This is a genomic window from Paenibacillus sp. FJAT-26967 (assembly GCF_001541095.1).
Taxonomy (GTDB): domain Bacteria; phylum Bacillota; class Bacilli; order Paenibacillales; family NBRC-103111; genus Paenibacillus_F.
In genome coordinates this window covers 1,203,371-1,228,901 of the sequence record NZ_LMXH01000001.1, presented here as the reverse complement: position 1 = coordinate 1,228,901, position 25,531 = coordinate 1,203,371, and the positions used below count along the sequence as shown (strand labels likewise).

18 protein-coding genes and 1 pseudogene are annotated in these 25,531 nt (G+C 52.7%); 1 reads left to right on the top strand and 18 read right to left on the bottom strand.

From position 1 onward, the window contains the following. Positions 1 to 184: 184 nt before the first annotated feature. The 4 genes and pseudogenes from AR333_RS05345 to AR333_RS05330 form a co-directional block, all read right to left on the bottom strand. Positions 185 to 1,996 carry a VWA-like domain-containing protein gene (locus tag AR333_RS05345; protein WP_068774254.1) on the bottom strand — a complete coding sequence of 604 codons (1,812 nt, stop codon included), beginning with the start codon at positions 1,994 to 1,996 and terminating at the stop codon, positions 185 to 187. Continuing rightward, positions 1,997 to 3,000: pseudogene (locus tag AR333_RS05340) on the bottom strand (AAA family ATPase). 438 nt (positions 3,001 to 3,438) lie between these two features. Continuing rightward, entirely contained in the window at positions 3,439 to 5,727 is a 2,289-nt protein-coding gene (locus AR333_RS05335) for an arylsulfatase (RefSeq protein ID WP_068774253.1), read from the bottom strand. 150 nt (positions 5,728 to 5,877) lie between these two features. Beyond that, positions 5,878 to 7,617, bottom strand: a complete 1,740-nt coding sequence (locus tag AR333_RS05330; RefSeq protein WP_156430834.1) for a hypothetical protein — start codon at positions 7,615 to 7,617, stop codon at positions 5,878 to 5,880. Between the two features lie 335 nt (positions 7,618 to 7,952). On the opposite strand from AR333_RS05330, the gene AR333_RS05325 reads away from it, so the two are divergent. Continuing rightward, a complete protein-coding gene (locus AR333_RS05325; protein ID WP_068774251.1) occupies positions 7,953 to 8,315 on the top strand; it encodes a hypothetical protein in 363 nt (120 codons plus the stop codon). A 120-nt stretch (positions 8,316 to 8,435) separates the two neighbouring features. Here AR333_RS05325 and sdaAA read toward each other — a convergent pair whose 3' ends face one another. The 14 genes from sdaAA to AR333_RS05255 form a co-directional block, all read right to left on the bottom strand. Further along, positions 8,436 to 9,332 carry an L-serine ammonia-lyase, iron-sulfur-dependent, subunit alpha gene (gene sdaAA, locus AR333_RS05320; protein ID WP_068774250.1) on the bottom strand — a complete coding sequence of 299 codons (897 nt, stop codon included), beginning with the start codon at positions 9,330 to 9,332 and terminating at the stop codon, positions 8,436 to 8,438. Continuing rightward, on the bottom strand, positions 9,329 to 10,009 hold the full coding sequence (gene sdaAB / locus AR333_RS05315; RefSeq protein ID WP_068774249.1) for an L-serine ammonia-lyase, iron-sulfur-dependent subunit beta: 681 nt from the start codon (positions 10,007 to 10,009) through the stop codon (positions 9,329 to 9,331). Before sdaAB ends, sdaAA begins: the two co-directional genes overlap by 4 nt. A 129-nt stretch (positions 10,010 to 10,138) precedes the next feature. Next, complete coding sequence (locus AR333_RS05310; protein WP_068774248.1) at positions 10,139 to 11,206, bottom strand: dihydrodipicolinate synthase family protein; 1,068 nt, start codon at positions 11,204 to 11,206, stop codon at positions 10,139 to 10,141. A 3-nt stretch (positions 11,207 to 11,209) separates the two neighbouring features. After that, positions 11,210 to 12,226, bottom strand: a complete 1,017-nt coding sequence (locus AR333_RS05305) for an NAD(P)-dependent oxidoreductase (RefSeq protein ID WP_068774247.1) — start codon at positions 12,224 to 12,226, stop codon at positions 11,210 to 11,212. 104 nt (positions 12,227 to 12,330) lie between these two features. After that, the gene (locus tag AR333_RS05300) at positions 12,331 to 12,975 is read right to left on the bottom strand and encodes an SGNH/GDSL hydrolase family protein (RefSeq protein WP_253735726.1); all 645 of its coding nucleotides are present in this window, start codon (positions 12,973 to 12,975) and stop codon (positions 12,331 to 12,333) included. Between the two features lie 4 nt (positions 12,976 to 12,979). Beyond that, a complete protein-coding gene (locus AR333_RS05295) occupies positions 12,980 to 13,912 on the bottom strand; it encodes an ROK family protein (protein WP_068774246.1) in 933 nt (310 codons plus the stop codon). Next, complete coding sequence (locus AR333_RS05290) at positions 13,909 to 14,589, bottom strand: N-acetylmannosamine-6-phosphate 2-epimerase (protein ID WP_068774245.1); 681 nt, start codon at positions 14,587 to 14,589, stop codon at positions 13,909 to 13,911. Before AR333_RS05290 ends, AR333_RS05295 begins: the two co-directional genes overlap by 4 nt. A 59-nt stretch (positions 14,590 to 14,648) precedes the next feature. Next, positions 14,649 to 16,223, bottom strand: coding sequence for an FAD-dependent oxidoreductase (locus AR333_RS05285; RefSeq protein WP_068774244.1), 1,575 nt, complete (start codon positions 16,221 to 16,223; stop codon positions 14,649 to 14,651). A gap of 58 nt (positions 16,224 to 16,281) precedes the next feature. Further along, positions 16,282 to 18,138, bottom strand: coding sequence for a hypothetical protein (locus tag AR333_RS05280; protein WP_068774243.1), 1,857 nt, complete (start codon positions 18,136 to 18,138; stop codon positions 16,282 to 16,284). 222 nt (positions 18,139 to 18,360) lie between these two features. Then, positions 18,361 to 19,368, bottom strand: coding sequence for a hydroxyacid dehydrogenase (locus AR333_RS05275; protein ID WP_068774242.1), 1,008 nt, complete (start codon positions 19,366 to 19,368; stop codon positions 18,361 to 18,363). A 47-nt stretch (positions 19,369 to 19,415) separates the two neighbouring features. Continuing rightward, a complete protein-coding gene (locus tag AR333_RS05270; RefSeq protein WP_068774241.1) occupies positions 19,416 to 20,336 on the bottom strand; it encodes an AraC family transcriptional regulator in 921 nt (306 codons plus the stop codon). 169 nt (positions 20,337 to 20,505) lie between these two features. After that, positions 20,506 to 21,999 (bottom strand): extracellular solute-binding protein, encoded by a 1,494-nt coding sequence (locus tag AR333_RS05265; RefSeq protein WP_068774240.1) that lies wholly within the window; start codon positions 21,997 to 21,999, stop codon positions 20,506 to 20,508. Positions 22,000 to 22,107: 108 nt separating this feature from the next. Further along, complete coding sequence (locus tag AR333_RS05260) at positions 22,108 to 23,904, bottom strand: sensor histidine kinase (protein WP_068774239.1); 1,797 nt, start codon at positions 23,902 to 23,904, stop codon at positions 22,108 to 22,110. After that, positions 23,901 to 25,481 (bottom strand): response regulator, encoded by a 1,581-nt coding sequence (locus AR333_RS05255; protein ID WP_068774238.1) that lies wholly within the window; start codon positions 25,479 to 25,481, stop codon positions 23,901 to 23,903. The genes AR333_RS05260 and AR333_RS05255 overlap by 4 nt, the downstream gene beginning before the upstream one ends. Positions 25,482 to 25,531 lie beyond the last annotated feature (50 nt).

The following is a 25,531-nucleotide window of genomic DNA, read 5'->3' as shown; positions in this document are numbered from 1 at the left end:
CTTCAATTTCTTGTTAAATAATAGATTATTTTGTAATTCACCCAATGATCTTTTACTTATATCATTTATTTATTTGTGTATCAATGAATGAAATATGTTGTTTTTTTGAACTTCACATAAAAAAGAGAGATTCTTATTTACAGCCGAGAGGCTGTAAACAGTGAATCCCTCGCAGGGTATCCCTCTACTCCATCCGGAACACCGGTCCTTTAGGTACAAAAGGAAGATGGTGCCCCCTTGGAAGCATATATGCATGATCGCGTTTAACGCGAACCTTATCACAAAATCCATCCGTGATGATCAGTATAGGGCCGTCTTTCGGAAAATCCTCTGCCTGCTGCAGCAGGTCGATTCCCGGCTGAAGTACGGTCCCTCCCCTTCCTCTAATCTTCACGCTTTCCGCTATCGCTTCCGGACGTATATAACCTGCGTCATAGGCAGCCGCATCACAGAAAACGACTCTGGCGGCATAAACTTCTCTGGAAAGGCTGTAGCTGGCGATAGCACCGAGCGCTTTGGCAAGCATCTTCTTGTCCATCGAACCCGATGTGTCCAGCACGACTCCGAACGTCCGTCCGTCATCCTCACCGCCCCGGCTCACCCACTGGGGCCTCGCAATATCCGGCGTTGAGGATTGTCTCCGGTTTACTCGGGCATAAGTGCGGACCTTCTCGACGGGAGTGAAATAGCTGTCGAACCATTTGGCCAGCTCGATATCCCACTGAATCGGCGGTTGCCCCAGCGCCCGGATTTCCTCGACAAGGCCCGCCGGAATGGTTCCCCTCCCCGCTTCGTGATGATACAGCAATCCCTGCTGCAGGGCATTCCGGCAGAATTCGTCAATGCGAGTCCCGTCCCTCGGGTCCCGGAAACCTCCTCTGCCCTTGTCCAGCATATCCGCCCCTCCGACTCCCCGGAGCGTTGCAAGCTTGCGGTAAGTGCGGATATCTGTCACGATCCGGTCATAGACCGATTCGGCCGATAGTCCTTTCATAGTTTCGTCCAGCAAGATGCCCACCTGCGGGAACTCTCCGATCCTCATCTCGACGAGCCAATGATTGATCACGTAATCACACGCGACGTTCCACAAATACGGGTCCCGGCCTTGGCAGCGTTCGTGATGATGGAGCCCGGCATGAAGCAGTTCATGCGCCATTACGAATTTGCATTCCTCCGCACTCAGCCCCGCAGCCGGATTCAAATAGATTTCACGGTCCATTACGTCAATAGCCGCTACCGAGATGTTCATCCGCTGACAAATTGCAGCATCTTCTATGAGGGTGAAGCCAGCAGCAAGCGCCCCCAGCAGCGGGTAGTGGTCGATAAACCAACTGCGCGCTATTTTGCCGGGCGTCAACTTCTTTTCACCGCTCAGCATCGACACATCAACCCCTGCGGCAACATGAACAGCCTTTGTGACAGCCAAAGACAGCCCCGCAGCAAAGGCATTCTCCCAGTTTATTTTGCGATCGGCGATGTACCGCTGCTCATTCGCATGCAGAAGCATGTCTCCCGCCTTTGCCCCTGCCGTCCCGTAATGCTTCCATTCTTGCGGAACACCCCGCTCCAGAAATTGCTCATAAAGACGCTGTTCGCCGTATACCGGAATATCGATCCTAAAGCCCAGCGCCTTGGGCTTTATGCCCAGCTTCATGTCCGACAAGAACTTGGCAATAAACACATCACAAGCAACGTTCCAGAGAACAGGATTCTCACGTTCCTGAAAATGCCCGAATCCAAGATGAAGCAGACAGTGCGCCAGAATATAGATCCACTCTTCCACTTCTGCACGGCGCTTCGGATGGACTAGCACCGAGCCCTGCTTGCTGACCACAGCCCAACCGTCTTCCCCGCAGTACCGGAAAAAATCATCACTTCTGTAGAACCAGGCATGGCTTGCCAAAGGAGCGAACATCGGATGCGTTTCAATAAAATGCTGTGCTTCAGCGTAATTCCGGGCAGCGGGGTCGAGCGTTAATTTTCTTTTGTTGCCCATTTACTTGTCCCTTCCTGCCAAACGCGGTAAATCCCGTATAATTTCTACCGTAAACCATCCCGGTAACACCTGTCCCTCCCCATGATCTGCCACCACAAGCTGCGCCATTTCCAGACTGATTTCACTCAGTTCTTTTATAAGCGCTTTGGCACGATGAGCAAAGCTCTTGTGATCTTCTTTCATGGAATCTTTCTTCTCGGGAAGTGTTTTGATAATCAGGGCACGGAAAGACAAGGTCAAGAAATAGAGCAAATCACGATCCGCCGCATCCGAAGGAAACCTCACGTCCCCGTTTAAGATTTGGTTCAGCTGGTATTTGCCTTTCAAATTCTTATGAAATGCTTTGAACTGAAGCGCATGATCCGGAGTCAGGCATCCTCTTGCCAGGACTTCGATCTGCTCCACGGATAGACCGTCTCTAAATTCATTCAAAGCATCACTGAGCATATGCCAGGAACGCGGTGTCGAGAACGGTTCTTCGGTCTTGGGAGGCTGAGTCCAGAGATGATCGGGACGGGCCTGCAGGTATTCGATTACATAGGGATGAATTCCGTTGTCGCAGGCCCAGCCGAACCATTCCTTTGGAGAAACCTTCAACTGCACGTGAAACATACGGTTAATGAGTGCTGAAGACATCGGCTTCACAATGGCGCTATCCTGTGCCCGGTTCCCGGCTCCAATCACGATTGACCCTTGCGGCAGGTGATATTCGCCGATCCGGCGTTCGTGAATCAGGCTGTAGAAGGCTTTCTGGACTTCCTGTGAACAAGCGTTAAGTTCGTCGAGGAACAAGCAATAAGGCTCGGCTCTGGCAATGATTTTGGGGGACAGAACTGGCTGACGCCATCTTTGATTTGGGGAACGCCGATAATATCTTCGGGTGCAAGCTGGCTGCCAAGCAGAGAGACGCAGGGAAGGCCCAGATCGGCGGCAAACTGCTCGACGAGCGAGGATTTGCCGATGCCGGGAGGTCCCCATATAAAGACAGGCCGTACAACAGCCACGTTGAGTAAAAATTCGGATAGTTCTTTTTGCGATACGTTAATGCCGATATTCAATCGTTCATGCTCCTTTACAGATCAGAGGTGTCTTATAGGACAAGCTCGGACAGATAGATATTTCCATATTACGCTCCGGTATCCGGGATAACAAGGCAATAAACAACTATAACGATAGTTTAAGAAGATACCGCTACGAAGGAGCTAGGAAACCATACGCAGCATCAAGAAGAGATTCGCATCTACGGGGCATGAATTCACTTCCGGGGAAAAAATTCCGAGTCCGTCTTGCAGGGTTACCTCGGCATGGCAACTTCATCTAACACCTGTAGCTTTAACCTTAGACGGCGGCTTGCTGCCCAACAGGAATGACCTCTTCCAGACAAGCCAAAATCCTGTTCCTTTAGAGGAACAGGATTGCGGGGCTAGCCTGAAGCCTGCCTGTTACTTGCTGTCCGCTGACGGATACAGTTTGAATTCCACTTTCTCAAGTAGGCCTGTAAAAGGAAATTCGTCCCCATCCCCGTAATTGAGGCTCACCGGCAGCAGAGTATCCCGGCCGATATCCAGCCCGTCTGTGGAACGGACGTCTGTAAAGGGCAGCACCGTTTCCCCTGCTTTCCTGCCGTTCACATAAAGGGCTCCGCTGCCGCCTTTTTCTCCAGCACGGGTGTATACGAACTTCAACTCTGCTTTCCCTGCGGGAACGGGTGTATCCGACACGATTCTGTGGACCTTGCCATACTGGTGAAACTCATAAATCAGCTCATTCTTCTTCAGATAGAGCGTGTACCCGCTATCGCTTCCGCCTGCAGCTACAAGCACCCCTTCTTCCTCCACCTCTTTCCTTTGAATCGGTATGGAGATTTCATAGCTTATGCCTTTCAGCTTGGGGGCTGCGGACAAACCGATATGTTTTAAACCCGTGTAGTAGATAAAACTGCTTCGAATAGGCGCGGTTCCGGTTACGGCAGGTGAAGAGTAGCCGTTCGCTATAGGGTAAGCGCCGTTATTACGTGCTTCTTCGTCCCAGATTTTCTTCAATTCTTTGAGTTTCTCGGGGTACTGCTGCGCCAGATTTCTGCTTTCGTTATAGTCGCTGCGTGTATCAAACAGCTCCCACGCCTCCTCCTCCAATTGCACTCCGGGTTTGCGCAGAGCGACTGCTTTCCAGCCCTCACTCCAGATGGCCCGGTTGCCGTTCATCAGGAAGAACTGTGTCTTCTTGCGGGTCGGTTCATTCTTCCCGCTAAATGTATAGGCCAAACTCGTTCCGGTTATCGGCTGCTGCGGTGTCCCGTTCACTTGTTGGGGCGGGGTAATCCCCAGCACTTCGTAGACCGTCGGGGTCAAGTCGGAGACATGATGAAACTGTGTACGCAGAGCGCCCCGGTCCTTGATTCCACCCGGCCAGTGCACGATAAGCGGCACTTGGACACCGCCGTTATAAGCCGTTCCTTTATACTGCCTGAACGGCGTAGCACTCACCTGCGCCCAGCCGACCGGATACTCCGTGTACGTTCCGGCTGCGCCCAGCTCCTCAATCGATTCCAGCTTATCCTCCAAAGTGCCTCCGCCACCACCGCCGAATCCCGACTGCGAATAGCCTATACTGCCATTTTCACCGCCGGCCTTGCTCGCGCCGTTATCTGAGATAAGGTAAATGAGGGTGTTGTCCAGCTTGCCGAATTTGCGCAGGTCGTCCAGAAACCGTCCGATCTGCTCGTCTGCCTGAGTCAGCATTCCCGCATAGGTCTGCTGGTAACGTACATACAGATCCTTCTGCTGCTGGCTGAGCGAGCTCCAGGCCGCAATACCCGCATCCCTTGCCGGAAAGGGTGTATCTGGGGGGATTAAGCCTATTTTTTTCTGACGCTCGAACCGCTCCTCGCGAATCCGGTCCCATCCTGCTTCATATACACCTTTGTATAGATCCGCATATCTTTGCGGTACTTGATGAGGAGCATGCTGGGCACCCAATCCCCAGTATAGGAAGAAAGGTTTATCCGGCTGGACGGATACATGATCACTCACATAACGAGACGCATGTTCTGCCAAATCCTCGGTCAGATGGTAGTCCTCTTTCTTCGGCGGGTCTACGACATGGTTGTCTTCTATAAGCTGAGGGGCGTACTGATCGGTGTAGCCGTCCAGAAAACCATAATACCGCTGGAATCCTTTGCCGAGCGGCCAATTCTCGAAGGGTCCGGCCGGTGTCGCTTGATGAAGCGGGGCCTGATGCCATTTGCCCACGCCCAGCGTCGTATAGCCGGCGCCCTTCAGCACCTCGGCGGCAGTTGCTGCCGTCGGGCTGATCCGGCCCCTCGTATGCGGATACTCCGGCCCGAGATCGACGTTGGCCACGGAGCCCATGCCCACGGCCTGCGGATTGCGGCCCGTCAGCAGACTGGCCCGGGTCGGTGAGCAGAGCGGCGTGGCGTGGAAGTTCGTGTAGCGGAGCCCGCCTGCCGCCAGCTTGTCGATATTGGGCGTCTTGATCTCGGAGCCGTAGCTTCCGAGATCGGAGAATCCCATATCGTCGAGGACGATATACACGACGTTCGGTTGTGCGCCGGTCGCTGCGGCCGGCGCAGCAGCGGTTGCCGATGCAGTAACACCGGCGGTCCCTCCCGCATGTGCAGCGCCTGCCGGCAGCAAGGCGGCAGTAATCGCCAAGGCCGTCGTTACGGTTACCGGTCTTACCCAGCGTTTCGTTTTGTGGCGCCTGTTCATCCATATCCCTCCATTCAATTAAGCCTGCTTTGGACAACAAAAAAGGCACCCCTTCGCATGAAAAGAAAGGGTGCCTTTGGTGAACCAATCGGCAGGTATGTAAATGATTTCTTTATCTTAAACCAACTATACCTATAACACAAGTATGAATTATAGCCTGCGGCATAAAACTCCAAATCGCATTGCTGTTTCCGGGCCTACACCGGATGCTTCCCGCAGCATAGGCAATTCCGTTGATCCATGTGCAGCCTCTTCAACACCCGTAACCGCTTTGCCACCGGCTCCCGTAACGGGAACCCATACGACAGCTCCCTCAGGGGCTTTTTCAAGATGCAGCTTCCCGTCATCCGAGAGCATACTCCTGCGAGCCTGTTCCCACCTATACAGGTCCTCGCTCGTCCAAAACTCGTAGCCCAGCGTTTTCGCTTCCCGTATCACTTGTTGTAACGCCGCGCGCACTTTGGGCTTCTGCAGGATATGAATCGGATGAAACAGAAAATGCGCGACGCCCCGGACTTCTTGCACCCGGTTCAGCAAAGGAAAGATCACGCTGGTATCAGCAAGAGAAGGATAGGCGAGATCCGGTGTCAAATAACCGGTTTCGAGTACCCGGTACATCCGGTTCCGTTCATCCGACCAGGCAATCGGGAAGTAAGGGTGGCACGTTCCGAACAAAAAGCCGAGATTGCCTTTTTTGCTTGGTCCACGGGACTGGTCATTTACAATTCCCGCATCTTCGCACCACCTGAACAACTCTCCCCAGCCTTCGAAGCGGGTATAGTGATTTTTGTTGGCCGTAATCCGGGCACCGGTCGCACAGCGGATTTCATCAAGCTGCCGGTTAAACTCGGCCTGCTCCCACTTGCCCCGTTCCTGAGCCAGCGCGTTGTAATGAAATGCGAGTTCATGACCGGCCGCTGCAACCTGTTCATAGACCGGCTTGGAATAGCCAGGCTCGATTAAGCACCACGTAGCTCTGACATCCATCTCTTCCAGCAGTTCCAGCGCGGCCAGCGCGGAATCATCATGGTTAAAGTCACTGTCCAGAGAGATCATCGCGACTTGTTCCGTATGGTCCGGCCAGTAGTCAACGAAGGGAAGCAAGCGTCCCATGCTAGCCGCCTCTCGCAGCACTTGAGACACCAGCACTTCCCTCCATAGATCCGCATGCGGAAGTGCGTAATAGGGCATACCTGTGCCCGTAAACTCCCGGTCCAGCGCCCAATCCAGCATGCATCCGTCATCCGCCTTCAGAATACCTTCATCCAGGGCGCCTGTACCGTCCGGGGCAGGGACTCCATCCTCGATGACAGGCCTCTCCCCCTGCTGCAGGCCGACTACCGTCCCCGGAATATTCACATTCCAGCGGATCAGCTTCCCTGCCCCCAATTCAAATTCAAGATAAGCGGCAGCGATCTGTTCTCCATCCGGGCTTCCTTTGAACAAATACCCGCCCTCCGATGACCCTTCTCTACGGTCAACACGGACCCACGGCTTTGCCTGCAAAGCCCTAAGCTTCCTGCCACCCGCAACCGTATTCAGGTGCGGAGGCGTTACGTAGACAGGTTCCCTGCATACCACCTCTCTGCACTGCAGTGCCCCCGCCATCCGGTTAAGACCCGCATAGGAGATCAGAATGCCGCCATCCTTGACGTAATGCTTGAGCTGTTCCAGCTCAATATTGCTTTCCCCGCTTACAGCAATAAGCAGTATATCCGGCTTAGCCTTCTCAAGCGCTTCCCTGTCTCCAAGCATCACATACGGAATTCCTGCATGCGCCAGGATCTCTTTCAAGTACAGCTCAAAAACATTCAGCCCGTACCGCCATCTTTTATCCGCTGCCTTTGAATCCAGCCATATTCCAATTGTAGCCCTGTTAGGTACCAACATGATCTCTCCCAATCTGAACGAAAATGCTGTCTAGTCTTTTATTTTAAAGGTTTTTTCCGGCCTGTTCCAGATGCGGGCGCAACAAAAAACCGGCCTCCGTATCGCAAACAAGGCCAGTTTCAATCCGCTCAGATACCGCGTGTCACGGGCTTTTTCCATGCAGCTGCCGGGTCCGGAGAAAAATTTGTATTTAAAATGCCGGATACTTATGATAGGTTACGATTAGCCAGATATAGTGTTTAGCCGCAATTCAACAATCGGAATGTTCGGAATGTATGGCCGAATAGAAATTATTAACTTTTTAGTACTACTAACAAAGAAAGTGAGGTTCGTATATGAAGACTGTCAGCAAGGTTATCCAGGATTCGTCTATTAAATCCTTGGAATCGACTTTTAATAAACTTTCAAATGCTTATATAAGCATGACAGAAAAAGGTTCAAACACAACCCTTGTCGAAAAGAGACGAAACGCTGTAAATATCGGTTTGGCAAGCCTCAAAAATACTTGGTATGGGGAAGGTTTTTCCTATAGCGAAGAAAACATATTGACTTCTAAAGAAGTTTTGCAAGGTATCCTTCCGTCTATCGAAAAACAAATAGCAAATGCAAAAGAAGGCAGTTCTCAAAAAACATTAAATGAGCGCCGCTTACATGCACTTAATCTGGCAATCGAATCTTTGGAGAACCGTCTTGTATAAGGCGCTTAGTGGATTTTTAAGTATGCCGGAATCGGGTGCGTTACTTGAACAAGATCTAACTTTACAGAGTCAGTCGATTACAAAAAAGCAGTCCAGACCTATCATCTGAACTGCTTGCTGCTACTTCTTATCCCTGCTCCGCTTCTTCAGATTCAGCTCCTGCATCATATGCTTGCCGGTCGGCGTCTGCGCAAGACCGCCCTTGGCGGTTTCCCGGTACTTCGCCGGCATAGCAGAGCCCGCCTCGTACATGACCTGCACGACTTCATCGGACGGAATCGCGCTCTGCACACCTGCCAGCGCCATATCCGCGGCCGCCAGCGCGTTCACGGCGCCGAAGCCGTTGCGCACGATGCACGGAATCTCCACGAGCCCGCCTACGGGATCGCAGATGAGCCCGAGCGTGTTCTTCAGCGCGAGGCCGACCGCGTGAACCGCCTGCGCGGGCGAGCCGCCGCGCAGCTCCACCATGGCCCCCGAGGCCATGCCGATCGCGGAGCCGACCTCCGCCTGGCAGCCGCCCTCCGCGCCCGACACGAACGAGTTGTTCGCGATGACATAGCCGATGGCTCCGGCGCTGAAGAGGCCCATGACGAGGCGCCGGTCATCCCAGCCGAACCTCTGCTGGGCGCTGACGAACACGCCGGGGATAATCCCGCAGGAGCCGGCTGTCGGCGTGGCGATGATCCGGCCCATCGAGGCGTTCACCTCGGACACGGACAGCGCGAACGCCATGGCCCTGCACGCTTCTTCGCCGACCGACGGCACCGATCCCGTCATGTAGCTCATGACGCGCTGCGCGTCGAGGCCGGTAAGTCCGCTGCGTGAAGTCGTGTCTTCCGTCAGCCCCTTGTGCACGGCTTCCTTCATCACCTGATAGTAATCCGCCATCTTGCGAAATTCCTGCTCGGTGCTTCTGCCGGACTCCCGCGCTTGCTCCTCCAGCATGAACTCACCGATTGATTTACTTTCGGCTGTACATATTTCAGCCAGCTGCTGCAGGGTACGAAATCTCATAGTTGCCCTCTTTCCGCGAGATCCACAGTCCTTACGTCTTCCACCATGCTTAACTGCTTAACTTCCGCTATAAGCTCGCCTGTAACCGGTGAATCGGCTTCAATGACGGTCATGGCTTCGCCGCCCCGGCCCTTCCGGTCCAGATCCATATATCCGATATTCAGATTCTTTTTTTGCAAAAGAGCCGTAATATCCGCGATCATTCCCGGACGATCAAGATGGGAAATGACCAGTGTAGGGAACTCTCCCGTAAACTTCAGATCGAACTGGTTCACCGATAGAATCTCGATATTGCCTCCGCCAATGGAAGCCCCGACCACGGTCATTTCCCGCTCCCCGGAAGACAGCGAGATTCTGGCGGTATTCGGATGCGTGTGCTGTCCGCTGCTGGTCTGGAAAATCACTTCCATCCCTGCGGCTTCCGCGTCCTCAAGGGAATCGGGGATACGGGGATGATCCGTCTCATAATTCAGCAGACCTCCGACAACAGCCAGATCGGTGCCGTGTCCCCGGTAGGTGTCGGCAAACGATCCGAAGAAAGTCAATTCCGCCTTCTCCGGAAGCTCCCCGAACAACTGCCGGGCAACCCGGCCCAGCCGGATCGCTCCTGCCGTATGGGAACTCGACGGGCCGATCATAGACGGGCCGATAATAGAAAACACATCCTTGAATCTCAACCCCGCTCCCTCCCCTTCTTCGCCTCTACGGATAATAACCGGATACCGCTTCTTATTTGCAGATGAATCGGTTTATGCCTGCCATGCATGTCCTGCCACTGTCCTTTTATCACACATTCCGCTGCCCAATTAATCCGCAAGCCATTCTTGAAGATGCGCTTTGACGAACTCATCGTCATTCAGATGCGGATAGTCGCGGTACATTCGGTCAATCTCTTCCATTTGACCCGGTGAAAGCTCCTCATCCGGGTTCAGGCACCAGCGGCCCTGCAGCAGTCCTTGCCTGCGCAGTACTTCATGAATACCAGGGATACAGCCCTCGAAGTGATGAGCCGGATCGAAGAAAGCCGCATTAGACTCGGTCACTTCGATATTTCTCGTCAGCCATTCCGCCGCAATCTCATTTTTATCCCGGACTTGCTTGATTTCTTCCAGAAGCTCCACCGCTTTATGAGTCCAGACGGCCCAGTGTCCGAGCAGCCCTCCGACAATCTTCTTCTCTACCATCTGGCCGTTGACCCGGAAGCGATAAGTAGTCAGCAGATCGGTCACAATGTTATCGTCATTGCCTGTGTAGAGCGCAATTTCATCACGGCGGCCTGAATAGCACACCGCACGCACGACATCTATGGTCTGGTAACGGTTGAACGGTGCCATTTTGATCGCGACCACGCCCGGAATTTCAACAAACTGTTCCCAGAACCTGAAGCTGAAAATTCTTCCGCCTACGGAAGGCTGGAGGTAGAATCCGAATACCGGAATAATATCCGCTATGACTCTCGTACGCTCCAGAATCTGCTCCTCTTCCCAGCCGTTAAGTCCGCCCATGCTCAGAAGACCGATGTCATAACCCAGACTTACGGCAAGCTCGGCTTCGGCTTTTGCCTGCTTAGTCGGACCGCAGATACCCGCTATTTTGAAAAAAGGCCGCTGCAGGTTAGCTTTCTCTACTTCTTCTGCAGCAATACGCAGCACAGGTTCGAGCAGGTCAATGCCTTCGTCCCGAATCTCGAACTGGGTCGAGTGAACCCCGACAGCGACACCACCGGCGCCGGAGGCGATGTAATAGCGGGATAGCGCTCTTTGATGCTTCTCGTCAAATTTACGGTTCTCGTCCAATGCCAGAGGATGAGCGGGAATAGCTACCCCCTCATGCAGCGCTTTGAGCATCTTCGGGCTTAAATCTTTTCTGGCCATCTCTTAAAATTTCCCCTCTCTCTCCTGGAAATGAGTCGGTTTGTTCCAAGTATGTCCGTCCGCTTCAACCCACTCGGAGATCCAGTCGATCATTTCAAGAATGGATACTTTCGGGTAACCGAATTGTTTGCTGGCTTTGGCCGAGTTGCTTAGAAGAGCCGTATCCGATTCCTTTCCTTCAAAAATCGGTTCGATCCCCAGTCTCGATCCGAATTCATTCGCTACCCAGCGCAGTGACAGTGTTTCGGGACCGGTCACGTTGAAGATCGTCGGAGGCGTACTGCAGGCATTCAGCATACGAATCGCCATTTCATTGGCATCGCCCTGCCAGATGCAGTTCGCGTGGCCCATCGTGATGTCGATCGGCTTACCGGCTTTGACAGACTTCGCTATTTCGAGAAGAACGCCGTAACGCAGATCAATCGCATAATTCAGACGATAAATGGCCATAGGAATATCATATTTGTGGGAGAAATGCGTGAATACGCGCTCGCGTCCCAGACTGGATTGGCCGTATTCGCCAACAGCTGCAGGAGGAGTCAGCTCCGTTGCCCCGCCTTGGTAGACCGGTGTAATCGGATACACATTCCCTGTTGAGAATACGACGATCCGTGAATCTCTGTATTTCTCGGCTACCCGTCCCGGCAGGTAGGAGTTCATCGCCCATGTGAAATGCTCGTTGCCCGTCGTACCGAATTTGTTCCCCGCCATATAGATGACGTTCTTAACATCAGGCAGCGCCTTAAGCTGCTCATCATTCAGCAGATCCACGGGGAAAGTGGTTACACCGTCCGCTTCCAGTTCCTCACGCAAACCGCCTGATGAAAACCGGGACGCCCCGTATACTTTTTTATCCACACCCGCTTCTTTAATTGCGTTCATAGCCAGTCTCGCCAGGCTCGGTCCCATCTTGCCTCCGATACCAAGCAGCATAATATCTCCATCAATTGCGGCAATATCTTTAATTAGGGCCTCGGATGGCTGGGCCAATTTCGCTTCTAGCTCTTGTACGGTTTTCATGAGAAGCTCCCTTCGCGTTCACGTGATAACTCTAGTATCAAGCCTCTTTTATATAAAGACAAGTCTTTAAAACGTCCATTTATTTGCGCAAAATTGTCTCTAAATCAGAATCTCTTAAGTGCGCCCACGGCATTCAGCCAAGCACGGGCAATTAAAGCATGTCCTGCCGGTGAAGGGTGAACACCATCTGGCGCCCACACTTCATTTGGAGCCTGCGCTCTGGCTTCAGCGAACATTCCATCCAGCGATATAAAGACAGAGCCGGTTTCCTGGGCCAAATCTCGAATCGCATGAATTTTGGGATCCAGATCTTCCCGGTATGACCTGCGGACATCGTTTACAGGGAACACAAACGGCTCCAAGAGAATAAACCGTGAACCGCATGTGTCCGACGCCTGCTTCATCAGACTGCGGTAGGTGCCGATAAATTCGTCCACAGTCGTTATATCCGGCTGGTCGTAACGTCTTGCCGCATCATTGACTCCGACCAGCATCGTAATCCAGTCGGGCTTCAGATCCAGACAATCCGTCTGCCAGCGGTCACGGACATCCCGGATCCGGTTGCCGCCGATTCCGCGGTTGTAATAGCGGATATTTTTCTCGGGATATAAAGAACTGTAGAGAGCCGAGGCCATGAAGGCAAAGCCCTTGCCCATATCATCCGGGTTGCTGAAATCACGGCCGGTATCGGTTATGCTGTCCCCGATAAATAACAGCGTCTGGTTGGCTTGTATCATAGAATGATCCATTTCTTCATCCTCCTGTTGATTTGTTTAACCGATAAGCCGGCATTGCCATCCGGGCTGCGCCAAGAATACCTGCCCGGTTGCCTAGCAGAGCGGGTCTCACAGCGATCTCCGCAGGAGTTAGCTCCCGCAGGGCACGCTCCAGAGGACTCCACCAGGCATCGCGTGAGTCGATCAATCCGCCGCCCAGCAGAATGACGGGAGGATCGAACAGATTTTGTACATTCACTAGGCCGATGGCCATTATACGGGCGAATTCATTCATTGCCCGGATAGCGGGAGCATTTCCCCCTCTCACAGCTTCGATGAATGTGTAGCTGTCCCAGTCCGGGGAAATTGCCCGGGCAATGCGGTTCAGAGCGGTTCCTGAAACATACTGCTCCAGACATCCCCGCTGCCCGCAGTTGCATGGAATTCCTTCCGGCTGCACCAGCATATGTCCGAATTCTCCCGCAGCCCCTTTCGTCCCGCGGATTAACCGGCCATCTGCAACTAATGCTCCGCCTACACCGGTTCCCAGTGCCATGAAGGCAAAAGATGTCAGATCCTCGGCTGCGCCGAGCCAGCCCTCACCAATAGCTGCCACGTTGACATCGTTGTCCGTAAATACCGGATACGGGAATGCCGCCGCAATTTCCGCTGTCACAGCTGTACCTGTCCAGCCCGGCAAGTTATCCGTCGCATACAGGACCGTGCCTGTGCCGGCGTCTATGCGCCCTGCCGAGCCGATTCCGATTCCTTCAATCGCTCCGGGGGATTGAGCGAGCAAATCCGCGATCAGAACCTTCAGCGCGGCAAGAATTCCAGTCCGGCCCCCTTCAACCGGTGTACGGACGCTTTGCTCTGCCAAAAAGGAGCCGTCTATTCCAATGACGGCTCCTTTCATGGCAGTCCCTCCCAGATCTACACCGAGATATAGCTGCGGGGGACTCTTCCTCATATGCGGGACAACTCCTTCATCCCGGAGATGAAGCGTGCGGTAATGGCCTGCGGACGCGTAATGGCTCCGCCTACGACAGCGAAATGCGCACCGGCCTGCAGGGCTGCGCGGGTCTCTTCCGGCGTCGAGATGCCCCCTTCCGCTACAAGCGGCACCGTCAGCACGCCTGCCAGCCGCTTCACAAGATCCAGATTAGGCAGCTCTACCTGACTGTATGGCGTATAACCCGATAAAGTCGTCGAGACATAGTCTGCGCCCCACTGCGCCGCCTGCACGCCCTCTTCGAAGTTGGAGATATCCGCCATCACGGGGATGCCTTTCTCCTTCAGTGCTTTGATTGTGTCCTGCAGACTGATTCCGTCCGGACGCGGTCTCGAAGTCGCATCAATAGCGACGATATCCGCTCCTGCTTCGTAGACGGCAACTGCGTCTTCAACGGTCGGTGTAATGTACACCTCGAAACCGTCGTAGTCTTTCTTCCATAACCCGATCACCGGCAGGTCGATTTCGGCTTTAATTGCGCGCACATCGGGCAGGGAATTCGCCCGGATTCCGGACGCTCCCCCCGCTTTTGCCGCACGTGCCATCGCTACCATGTGAACGGAACCGTGCAGAGGCTCGTCTTCGAGCGCCTGACACGATACCACTAGACTTTGTTTGGGTATTAAACTATTCATTGCTGGCGATCCCCTTGCTTATATAGTTAATAAGGCTTGATGAATGTGGTGCAGTTGAATTAAACCGCGTGGGTAGATGGCCATTTCATCTCCACACCGGCCTGTGCAAGAACGGCTTGGAACGCTTCCAGCAAGTCCTTCTTCTTGCGGACTTCACGCGGGCTGACACCTTGATCCAGACAGAAAGCGCTCAGGTAGCCCGCCGCTTCCCCGATGTTCCATTCGACCGGGTGAAGACGATAGCAGCCATTCGTCAAATGAGTCGTCCCGATGTTTTTGGAAGCCGGCAGCAGATTGTTTACACGTACCGGAATCAAGCTTCCCAGCGGGATTTGAAAGGGTAGAGAAGATACATCGATATACGTACGTAGCGCCGTGCTAGGATGAAGGTCGATCCGGTATGAGCCCACCCCCACCGAGTCGAAGTAGTCCATCGCCGTCTGACCCGGCTGAGTGACTGGACTGAGATCCTGCTCCGTAACCGTATATTCCGCTTTGATTCTTCTCGATTCGCGAATATAAGGGCTTTTGGCCAGGCCGTCTTCGGTTCCGACCACATCTTTGCGAAGACGCAGACCCGGGTAGCCCCTTTTGCCGTCCGGTCTCGGTGCTTCGGTCTGCATCCAGTAGAGCAGAGACAGGCTGAGCTGCTTGGCATTCTCCAGATGCTTCGCCCGCTCTTCCGGGGTTACGTCAATGATCGAACCCAGCCAGTAATCATTTGCGGGCCAATTGACGAGCGTAATATCACTTTCGAAAATACCTTCCGCAAAGTGATTTTTATCAATGACTCTTCTATATTTCCACAATGAAAAAGATTTGCCGTCAGGGAAAAGACAGTATTGAATCGGCTCAAGCGTGTGCGGGACAAGGCCTGCCCAGCTCAGCTGCATATCCGGCCAGAAATCCGCTTTGTACTGCTTCCAGAAATCATACTGCGCCGGCTTTTCAATGGTGTGATCCTCGCCCTCTTTATAGTCCATCGCAAAAACGTAAGTAAATGCCTGCATGTCCTGAGGATCAGCCTCACCCTGTAAGGCGTGCGGCTCACCCGTTACCTGAGCGGACTCCGCTCCCGTCACGTATTCGACCCCAGCCAGCGGAAGAACGTCCCCTTCTTCGGTCGCATCCAGGAAATAAGGAGCGGATAGACGGACAGTTTCACCGGAACCCGCGTGGCATACCGTTACACTCTCTACCTGATCGCCGCCGGTCTCTGCCTGAAGAATACGATAGCCATACAGCACCTGCAGCTTGCCGCTGTGGATGTATGGCGCTAGCATGTCTCTTAGCACTGCCAGCGCCGCACGCGGTTCATGGGCGATGTTGCTGACGCCTGCACTGCCCGGATTGAATTGGCGCTGAGCCTGCACACCCTCCGCGAGCGGGAAAAGCCGCTTGTAATAGTCCCGGACTCCTTCACGGAAGCTCCGGTAGCTTGCTGTGCATCCGAAGCTTTCAATCCACGGATGCTCATCGGGAGGTACCGCCTGACTCGTCAGCTGGCCTCCGATCCAGTCCGTTTCTTCGGTCATGATGACCGTTTTGCCGGATTTGGCCGCAGCGAGCGCAGCCGCACAGCCCCCGGTTCCTCCTCCGATAATGACAAGATCCGCCTGCATGTTGGAAGACATAGATGACATTCCTTTCATTCGTATGATGAGTTCTCAGGTAAGTGTATAACGGCGCCAACTAGTCAAAAATCGACTCATCCAGCTTTCCGAGCAAGAAACCGGCCGTAGTCATGGCGTTGGTCCAGCCGCCTTCAATACAATAAGGCCCCCAGCCTGTGTCTCCGTTGTTGCCGAAGTACTCCATGCGGGTCAGGTCAAGCGCACGCATCCAGCCGCCGTCGAAGCGGACATCCTTGCTGCTGATTTGAATCGCGCTGAGGAAAGAAGCAAGATCCTCGTACAACTTGCGGTACGTATCATCTTGAGTCGTTTTCCACAACTCCCATGCATTCATCAGCAGGAAGTTGTTCGTATAGAGCTGATCCGCAATGCCTTCGCCATTGTGAATGTATACGCCCGCATCCTCTTGCCCGAACCGGTCCGGGTCCGGATTATCCGCTTCCTCGATCCCGCCGGTTTCATGCTGGTTCGAGAGCAGGTAAGCCGTAATCTCCTGCATCCCCGCTTGAATCCGGCCGCTTCCGTCATGTGCCGCCAGGAATCCTAACGGAAGCAGAAAACGGGCCAGGCCGGATGTCCGGCTGTACATGAACTTCAGCTCATCCATGTGCTCCAGCATATAGATGGAACCTTTTACAGCCGCATCCAGGTACTCCTGCTTGCCTGTTACCAGATACGCCTGGATGAATGCGGTATGTGCAATGCTTTCAAAATGCGGATTCATGCTTACTGCAAGCTCTGAAGCGATTTTGTCCTTGCCCAGATCCCCAAGCTCTTTGCCCGTGATGCAGTTTGCTCTGAGGCCATTCGCATTCTGGGTAGCAAGGAATCCTTCTGCGATAAGAAGTCCGCGCTCGCGGTATTCTTCTTTGCCTGTTTTGCGGTACAGATACAGGAGGACCAGACATACCCAGGCATTATCATCCGTAAAAATCTGATCGGGCTTCTCACCCGGGTAATCGAACCATTTGAAAAATCCGTATGAAGCAGACTCCGGGTCCATATCCTGATATCCTTCATCGAATAAATACTGCAGCATCGCGCCGGACGCTTCTTCCCATTCCGGCTTGCCGCTTGCTTTTCCGTACAGATAGAACATAAGCGCCGTGTGAGCATGGCAGTCCGGCCGGCGGTCATACGAGATTCTTGCCGTAACCGAGTGGACGTTCTCCCAGATCCCCTTCGATCCGTCTAGCTCCGGCATAATCCCCGAAGAAACAAACCATTTCAGACTTTTCTCAATCGCTTCATCCGCCGAAGTTCCACGCGACAGCTCCATAACGGGCTCCCACATCGTGAAAGGGATTCCGGTGTCATCGGCCAATGCGGCAATAAACTGCGCCCAGTCCCTGTACGGACGCAGCGCAGCCGGCTGCTGGCTGGAGAACAGCGAGAAGGCGGCAAATACGACCTTGCCTTTGCCGAGTTCGCGGATATTCAGTCCCGGATAGGGTTTTGCCCCTATCAGAGGTTCAATCGACTGGTGCGTTTCTTTGAACGGTCCGATTTCAAGACGGGTGTCCGCTGCTATGCTGAAGCCGTATGCCATGGCCCCATCCCATTCAAGCAGTCGGCCTTCCGGAAGAACCCCTTCTTTGGGGACATAGCGGAGTTTTTCCATCATCCGGCGGCTTTTAGGAAAATCCTGCTTCCAGCCGAATAGACGGGAGCTCGGAAAATCAAATGCATTGATGAGTTCCGCATACAATTTACCGCCTTCGAATACATACTTCCATAAATAGGCGCACTCTTCGCTTGTCAGGGCCGTCTCCTCATCTAGGTGCGGAGAACCGATCAGCAGGACGGCTCCATAAGGGCTTAAATCCGTCTTCAGTAATTCTTGCAAGGAATAAACTGCGCTTTCTCCGCAAATTTCCCGCTTTAACGGATTGGATGTAAATATAGCCGTTTTCATAAAATCTCCTCCATCGGATGGATTTAAAATCAGGGCTGCCGGATAACCCGGTCAGCCTTTATGAAGTTCTTGCTTGAATCTTCTTGCGCTAGTTAGCTGATCTGATTTGGTCACAGAACTATGTACAGGCAGCTTCTATCTGTAGACAAGTAATAGCGGTTTGACCGCTTCGGGACCTCCGGCTGCAGAAAATCCATCCGGCTATATGCAGGAAGGCTCTTTCTATGCGAGTGTATCAAGCTTTGACGGGTCAATCTCGCCTTCCATCTTCTGCCCGGCAGCCAGCCGGCCCCATTCATCTACAATAAAACGGCCGATCGCCAGCAGTCCGTTATTGACCGCTCCGGCAATGTGACCTGTCAGCATCACATTCGGCAGTGTCATAAACGGATGTGCCGCCCCAGGGGGCTCCTGTACCGTAACATCCAGAATAGCCTGAATGCGTCCGCTCTGGAGCTCCCGCACGAGTGCATCCTCGTCGATCAGAGAGCCGCGGGCGAGGTTAATCAGCGTCGCCCCTTCCTTCATGAGCGTCAGATTTCCGCCGTTCAGCATCCGGTATGTGGCCGGAATTTCGGGCGCCAGAACCATGACGATGTCGGAGCGCTGAAGCAGCTCCTCCAGCCCCGCCAGCTCCGCTCCGGCCTCAGCCGCCATCTCCCGGGTATACGTCGGATCAGTCAGAAGCGCTGTCAATTGAAAGCCTTTGAGCAGATGAAGGAAGTGCTTGCCTGCATGGCCGCCGCCAATAACGCCGATCGTGGATCCGTACATTTCACGGATCGAATCACGGATCGGGTCTTTGCGCTGGTTCCACCAGCCGCTTTCCTTGACAGCGGCCGCTGTGCCGATGAAGTTCTTCATCGTCATGATGGTCAGACCCAGAGCCGTTTCGGCCACACCCCGGCTCAGAACGGCGGCGCCCGATGTCACCCGGATGCCGCGCTCCCACACCTCGCCTGTGACCACATGCTTGACGGAACCGGCCGCGTGCAGTACCGCTTTGAGATCCGGAGCCGCCTCAAGAACAGCTCCCTGGAGCTTAGGGCATCCCCATGAGGTGATAACCACTTCCGCACCGCGCATCATCCCAGCCGCTTCCTCAGGGGATGCATTATCCTCTTCACGGAAAATGACTAGCTCCGCGCCCATGTCTTCAAGACGCTTCAGCTGCGCCGGCTCGAAGATCCGGTCGGTCACCCGTTTTCCTTGCAGTAAAACCGTCTTCATCCCTATTCATCTCCACCTGTATAGTTAAACGCAGTAAACGCGCTTGCTTAATTATAGACCTGCCGCTGTTTGCCGGAAGATAAGCCGTAAAGACCTTGATATTCCGACGGAGTCAACCCGGCAATCTTCTTGAATGCTTTGCTGAACGAATGGATCGATTGATAGTGAAGCGTTTCGGCGATACCTGTAATGTTGGTTCGTCCCGACTGAAGGAGCCTCATGGCTTTGAGAATGCGTTTGCGGGCCCAGTAACTTTGCAGAGACTCCCCCATTTCTACCCGGAATACATGAGATAGATGGGAATAACTATAACCGAGTACATCAGCCAGCTGGCTGAGTTCCTTGATTTCGAGCAGAGACTGATCCATATATCTTACGGCCTGATAAGCCAATTCCTGCTTCATCGGCGCGCGTTTGAATTCTTGTTTGGGAGCGGTTGCATGATGGGTTCCAAGCCGGCACAAAGCAACAACCAATTGCTGAAGGTAACTTTCCGCCATCGCTTTGGCATAGTTGTCACGAGCTTCGACTTCCCTTTGCAGGCCCAGCAGCAGCTCTTCAAGTGCACCATTATCTTTCCGGACCGGCTGAGGACCCTTCGTGCCTATCGTTTGAATAACTTCCGCAAGATTAAATCTGCCCGCTACTTCTCTGAAACGTACGGAAATTAGACGTACCGGTCCATTCGACGAACTGTCCAGCTTCCAGCAATCTCCCGGCGCGGCGAATACAAAATCACGCTCACCAAAAGGGACCGACTGCTCTCCCTGAATCAACTTGCCCGAACCTGAAAGCACATAAATTAATGTATAGCTGCTTGTTTTCTCAGGAAAAGCTTGCAGTTCTTTGTGAAAACAGCTGTCCCTGATCTGCTCCAACACGAAATTCCCCAAAGTCATCGGACGTTCCAATTGCCATCTGTCAAAACCCGCTTCTACCGCCTGTCCGGCGCGTTGAAAGGAATGCATCGGTATCCCCCCTTATCCCTATTGTCGCTCCTGGAGGTAGTGCGGGGTAAGGCCTCGATCTTAAGAAAATAAGGAATATCTTATGATCTTTGGAGAATTTCCTTCTATCTCTGCCGAGCAAAAAGAAATAGCCTCCAGTTAGAACCTGGAGGCCAATTCTTTTTGATACTTATTTCTTTTTAGCGGTTGCATACCAATCGTTGTACGCTTTCAGAACTTCGCTTCCGCCCTGAGACATAAACTGTTGAACGAATTTATCATAGTTCGCCAGATCTTCAGCGCCTGCGAATGCTTTAATCATATAGTCGGTTTCCATTTTGGTCAGCTTCTGGAGGTTGTTGGCGACAACATCCATCGGAGGAGCCAGAAGGGTAGGATCTTGTTTGGAGTAGCTTGCTTGCTTCTGAATTTCTTCGAAAGTCGAACCGACCAGTGGATCTTTACGTACACGAACCAGCCACATATCGCCGAAGTTCTTGGAATCCGTGCTCGTCATAAACCAGTCGGAGTTGTTGCGGTCTTCGGTAAACTTAGGAAGGATCGGGGACATTGCGCCTTTCTCGTCCTTCTTCCAGTGTGTACCTTCTTGGCCGATTGCCAGCTCTTTGAAGATTTCAGGCTGCAGCTTCATATTAATGTACTGCATAGCGGCTTCTTTGTTCTTGGAAGACTTAGGAATACCGATGTACCAGGAGATACCGCCGCCTTGAAGCCAGTTTTCCTGCTTGCCGTCTTTACCTTTCAGGGAAGGAATCAAAGCCAACTTGGTGTTCGGGAACGTCTTGTTCAGTGCCGCTACCAGAGACGGAGGAGAAGCGAAATCCGTTTCGTAAATGGCTGCTTTACCGGAAGTGAATTTCTCTTTAGCCGTAGCGGCTTTATTAACCGGCCACTCGGAATCGATTAAGCCTTCTTTGTACAGCTTGTTCATGAATGCCAGGTATTCTTTCATACCCGGGTCTTCCAGGCGGTGTCTGATCTTACCGGTTTCATCATCGAAAGGTGCGGAAATTCCGAACGCGCCTGCGATTTCATAGTTCATGCTTGGTGTAGAAGAACCTGTCAAAGGAATGATGTTTTTCTTTTCTTTGATTAATTTGAGCAGGTTGTAGAACTCGTCAATCGTGGTAGGGACGCCTACTTTAAGTTCATCGAGCAGCTCCTGACGGACCGCCATCACCTGACCTACGAATGCTTTCGGATGCTTCTCCGGAATACCGTAGATTTTGCCGTCGATTTTAGCATTGTCGAAAACTTCCGGCGGGTTGGCTGTCGTTATGTTGCTTCCGTACGTTTTAAGCAAATCATCCAGAGGCTCGAGTGCGCCTTGAGATGCAAGACGTGTATATTGGGATGCACTGAGTTTAAGAATATCGTACGGCTCTTTGTTCGCGATCAGAAGATTCAGCTTGTCGTCCGGGTTCTCAATCGGAAGTGTCTCGTACTTGACTTTGTATCCGGTTTTCTCTTCCAGGAACTTACCGACAGGATCCGTGTTCGGATCGAAGTTTGTTTTCTGAAAACCTAACATGCGAAGCTCTGGTTTAGGCGCATTGGCATCAGGTGTAGTTGTCGCTCCCGTTTCAGTTGCTCCGGACCCGCAACCGGCCAATAATGAAAGCGCTAACGTAAGACTGATAACACCGGTGGCTATTTTTTTCATATGTCCTCCCCCATCAATCTGGACTAATTTGTTCTAACTGTGTCCACTATACCATGCCGATAGGACCCTGTATTTGTCTCAAGATGCTGCATTCGTTGTCCAAAGTGGTTATGAAGGATCTTCAGAGGACGAATCAAGCTGCCCGTACGGAACTGCCGGGAAAGTAATCGTGACTTTCGTCCCCTCTCCCCGCATACTTTCGTAAACAAGGCCATACTGGTCCCCGTAGTAGAGACGGATTTTCTGAGCAACATTGTGGACCCCGTAGCCACCCGCCCCTGTCAGCGTCTCCAGTGTAATCTTACGGACCTGCTCCTCGGTCATCCCGACCCCATCGTCTTCTACGACGAACTTGACGAGGCTTCCTTCGCGCCAGCAGGCCACTAGAATAATGCCGCGCTTCTCCTCTTTCTCCTGGATGCCATGCAGAATCGCATTTTCTACAAGCGGCTGCAGAATCAGTTTGACGGTTGCAATGTCCTCCAGACCCGGACCGACTTCAAATGTATAATCGATTTTACCTGAGAATCTGCGGTTCTGAATTTCGAGATAAGTCTTCACGTGTTCAATTTCATCCCGGATATAGATGACATCCTTGCCTTTGCTCAGGCTTAGTCTGAAGAATTTGGCCAGTCTGCCGACAATATCACTGATATCCTGGGCTTTGTGCTTCATCGCCATCCAGTGGATCAGCTCCAGCGTATTGTACAGAAAATGAGGGTTGATCTGAGCCTGGAGCGCTCGAAGTTCCGCACTTTTCTTAGCGACCTCCGCTTTGTACTTCTCCTGGATCAGATTACGCATATTCTCGCTCATCCGGTTAAAATGCTGCTGCAGCATGCCCACTTCATCCGAGCTGTCCACTTTCATCCGGTACGTCCATTTCTCCGCTTCAATATTGCCCACATGCCGGATAAGCAGCCGGATGCGGCGCGTAATTCCACGTGACACGGCAAAAGCAGTCAAGACCGCCAGCACCGTCACTACGACGAACAGCAGCAGCAAATATTGGGCCAGCTGGCTGCTTTGAGCCCTAATTTCTTCCTCCGGTATGACCGCCACCAGCTCCCATCCCGTACCTTCGACCGGCTTTCGGACGATCGTGGCACCTCCTGGCGCATTGGCGGAAATCCTCAATTCTTTCTTCTGCTCATCTCCCAGCACGGTACCGACCAGCGCCTTATCCGTTGCCGATACGACACGGCCTTTCTTGTCGAGCAGGTACACTTGTCCCTGGTGAGTAATGTTAGTCCGGTCAATAATTTCGCTGATACTATTCTCGGCGATATCGATAGACAGTACACCCATCCATTCACCGCTGTAATCATAAGACTGAAGGGGACGGATACAGGAAATAATTTTCTGGATGCCCCGTACATCTTTGTAATCGTGCTCATAGGTAGGCCGGCAGTAGATGCTTTCCTGGTTATCCGCCATTTCCTTGTACCATTCCGTATCCTTGATGGTGGCCATATCCAGAATGGTTATGTTGTCTTTCAGGAAGACTCTATCCTTGTCCACAAACAGCCGGATGCTGTAAATTTCACGGCTGTTATATGCCGATAGGATAATATCACTCAGCTTCTGATAATCGTCAATCTGCTGACCCAGTGAGTAGCCCGTCTCGCTTTTGCCCAGGATCTCTGTTATCGAACGGTTCATATACAGAATACTCGAAACGTCTTTGACATTATTTAATTTGTAAGAGATAAACGTATTCGCCTGCTCGAATGACTGCTGCGTAGACTCGACAACCCTGTCGATAAGCATCTTGGATGTTTTCTGATAAGAGATAGCCGAGATCGTTATGGTTGGAAGAAGGATAAGCAGAATGTAGCTTAGCAGCAGCTTCTGGCTGATTTTAAGTCCGCGGTAAAACTGAAGAAGACGGCTGGCCCCTTTCATCCCGCACCTTCCTCCATGGAATCCCGGTATTCCGATGGATTGCACCCGGCTATTTTACGGAAAACTTTAGCAAAATAATTGGCATCCTGGTATCCGACCATCTGCGCGATCTCATAGAGCTTGAGCTTGCGGTCCCTGAGAAGCTGTTTGGCTTTCTTGATGCGAAACTGAGTTATATATTCGTTCATGGAAATGCCTCTTTCCTTCTTGAACAAAAGACACAAATAGGTGGGCGCCAAATAGACATGATTGGCAATAGCCGCGATGGAAACATCTTCGTTGTAATTATGCTGCACGTAGCGGATGACATCCCGGATAACCGATTTCTCGCTGCTGGCGGAGTCGTCCGTGTTCTCTTTAATGATCTCCAGGCGGCGCAGCATAAAACTGCGGATGGTGAACAACTCGCCCGATACGAAGACGGAAGACCAGAGCTCGTCGTTCTCGAAATCCCACATGGCATCGGGATAAATCTGCGTCATCGCCACATACCAGCGGAACAGTTTCTTCCGCACGCTCTCGATCTCGGGCGAAGGATACAGCAGCAGCTCATTCACCGCCTGATCCAACAGCTGCTCCGCTTCCTCGAAATCTTGACGGCGAAGCGCATCTTCGAACTTAAGGAAGCAATCCTTCTCGAACAGCTGCAGACCGCTGCGATGCTGCTGGGGCAGCTCACGGTACCAGATGATCGAATTCCAGCCGCGGTAGAAGTAATAATGAAGCGCTTTCATAGACTCTTCATAAGATACCGCCATTCGATAGAGCGGATGGAATATATTTCCTGAAGACAAGGCGCGGCGGTTCTTCCCCTCTTCACGGCCTTTTACCGTCATTTTGTTAAGCCACAGTGACACTGGCTCCAGATGCCGCTCGGACTCCAGCGCCAGACACGCGACGCCGACTCCGTCCACGATTCCGGCCAGAATCGGCAGACCGAGTTCTCTGGCGCCGGCATACGCGTCTTCCCGCCAAGTCTCTCTGGCTGCCGGATTACCGAAAGCAGCTGTACAGCATACCCAATTCCCTTCGGTCGGGAATGTGTCATCAACCATCCCGATTTCCCGCTTTACCTGGAGCCATTCCGACTCGCCGGTGCTGCGCAGTGCAAGCAGGTTCCTCAGCAGCCTCTCTGTGAGTTCGGGCATACTCTGGTTCCAGGATTCCTTCAGCCCGGTAATCCGGGCGCTTTCTTCACGGTTAGCCCGGATTTCCGCGGCTACGGTACCGAGCAGCTTCTCCAGTTCATCCAGCTGTACCGGCTTCTCCAGGTAATCCACGGCCTGCAGCTTAATCGCTGTTTTCAAATAATCCACATCGGAATAACCGCTCAAGAAAATAATCTTACATACCGGTGCCTTATCTTTGAGCTGGCGCGCCAGCTCCAGGCCGTCTATTCTCGGCATTCTCACATCACACATCAGGAGATCCGGCTCCAGTTCATCGAAGCGCTCAAGCGCTTGGACGCCATCCTCCGCTTCCCCCACGACTGTCATATTGAAATCTTCCCAAGGCACGAATTCCCTGAGGCCGCTCCGCGTCATTTCTTCATCGTCTACAAGCATGACCCTAATCAAGACAATCCCCCCTTACACGATCCCTATCTGACACGTTTTATGGTAAAAAC

What these genes read in the sequence shown, in the direction of transcription:
- AR333_RS05265 (WP_068774240.1), bottom strand. Translation starts at nt 21,999, where the DNA reads ATGAAAAAAATAGCCACCGGTGTTATCAGTCTTACGTTAGCGCTTTCA.
- AR333_RS05300 (WP_253735726.1), bottom strand. Translation starts at nt 12,975, where the DNA reads ATGGATCATTCTATGATACAAGCCAACCAGACGCTGTTATTTATCGGG.
- AR333_RS05275 (WP_068774242.1), bottom strand. Translation starts at nt 19,368, where the DNA reads ATGAAGACGGTTTTACTGCAAGGAAAACGGGTGACCGACCGGATCTTC.
- AR333_RS05345 (WP_068774254.1), bottom strand. Translation starts at nt 1,996, where the DNA reads ATGGGCAACAAAAGAAAATTAACGCTCGACCCCGCTGCCCGGAATTAC.
- AR333_RS05270 (WP_068774241.1), bottom strand. Translation starts at nt 20,336, where the DNA reads ATGCATTCCTTTCAACGCGCCGGACAGGCGGTAGAAGCGGGTTTTGAC.
- sdaAA (WP_068774250.1), bottom strand. Translation starts at nt 9,332, where the DNA reads ATGAGATTTCGTACCCTGCAGCAGCTGGCTGAAATATGTACAGCCGAA.
- AR333_RS05310 (WP_068774248.1), bottom strand. Translation starts at nt 11,206, where the DNA reads ATGGCCAGAAAAGATTTAAGCCCGAAGATGCTCAAAGCGCTGCATGAG.
- AR333_RS05290 (WP_068774245.1), bottom strand. Translation starts at nt 14,589, where the DNA reads ATGAATAGTTTAATACCCAAACAAAGTCTAGTGGTATCGTGTCAGGCG.
- AR333_RS05305 (WP_068774247.1), bottom strand. Translation starts at nt 12,226, where the DNA reads ATGAAAACCGTACAAGAGCTAGAAGCGAAATTGGCCCAGCCATCCGAG.
- AR333_RS05285 (WP_068774244.1), bottom strand. Translation starts at nt 16,223, where the DNA reads ATGTCTTCCAACATGCAGGCGGATCTTGTCATTATCGGAGGAGGAACC.
- AR333_RS05295 (WP_068774246.1), bottom strand. Translation starts at nt 13,912, where the DNA reads ATGAGGAAGAGTCCCCCGCAGCTATATCTCGGTGTAGATCTGGGAGGG.
- AR333_RS05335 (WP_068774253.1), bottom strand. Translation starts at nt 5,727, where the DNA reads ATGAACAGGCGCCACAAAACGAAACGCTGGGTAAGACCGGTAACCGTA.
- AR333_RS05260 (WP_068774239.1), bottom strand. Translation starts at nt 23,904, where the DNA reads ATGAAAGGGGCCAGCCGTCTTCTTCAGTTTTACCGCGGACTTAAAATC.
- AR333_RS05325 (WP_068774251.1), top strand. Translation starts at nt 7,953, where the DNA reads ATGAAGACTGTCAGCAAGGTTATCCAGGATTCGTCTATTAAATCCTTG.
- AR333_RS05280 (WP_068774243.1), bottom strand. Translation starts at nt 18,138, where the DNA reads ATGAAAACGGCTATATTTACATCCAATCCGTTAAAGCGGGAAATTTGC.
- AR333_RS05330 (WP_156430834.1), bottom strand. Translation starts at nt 7,617, where the DNA reads ATGTTGGTACCTAACAGGGCTACAATTGGAATATGGCTGGATTCAAAG.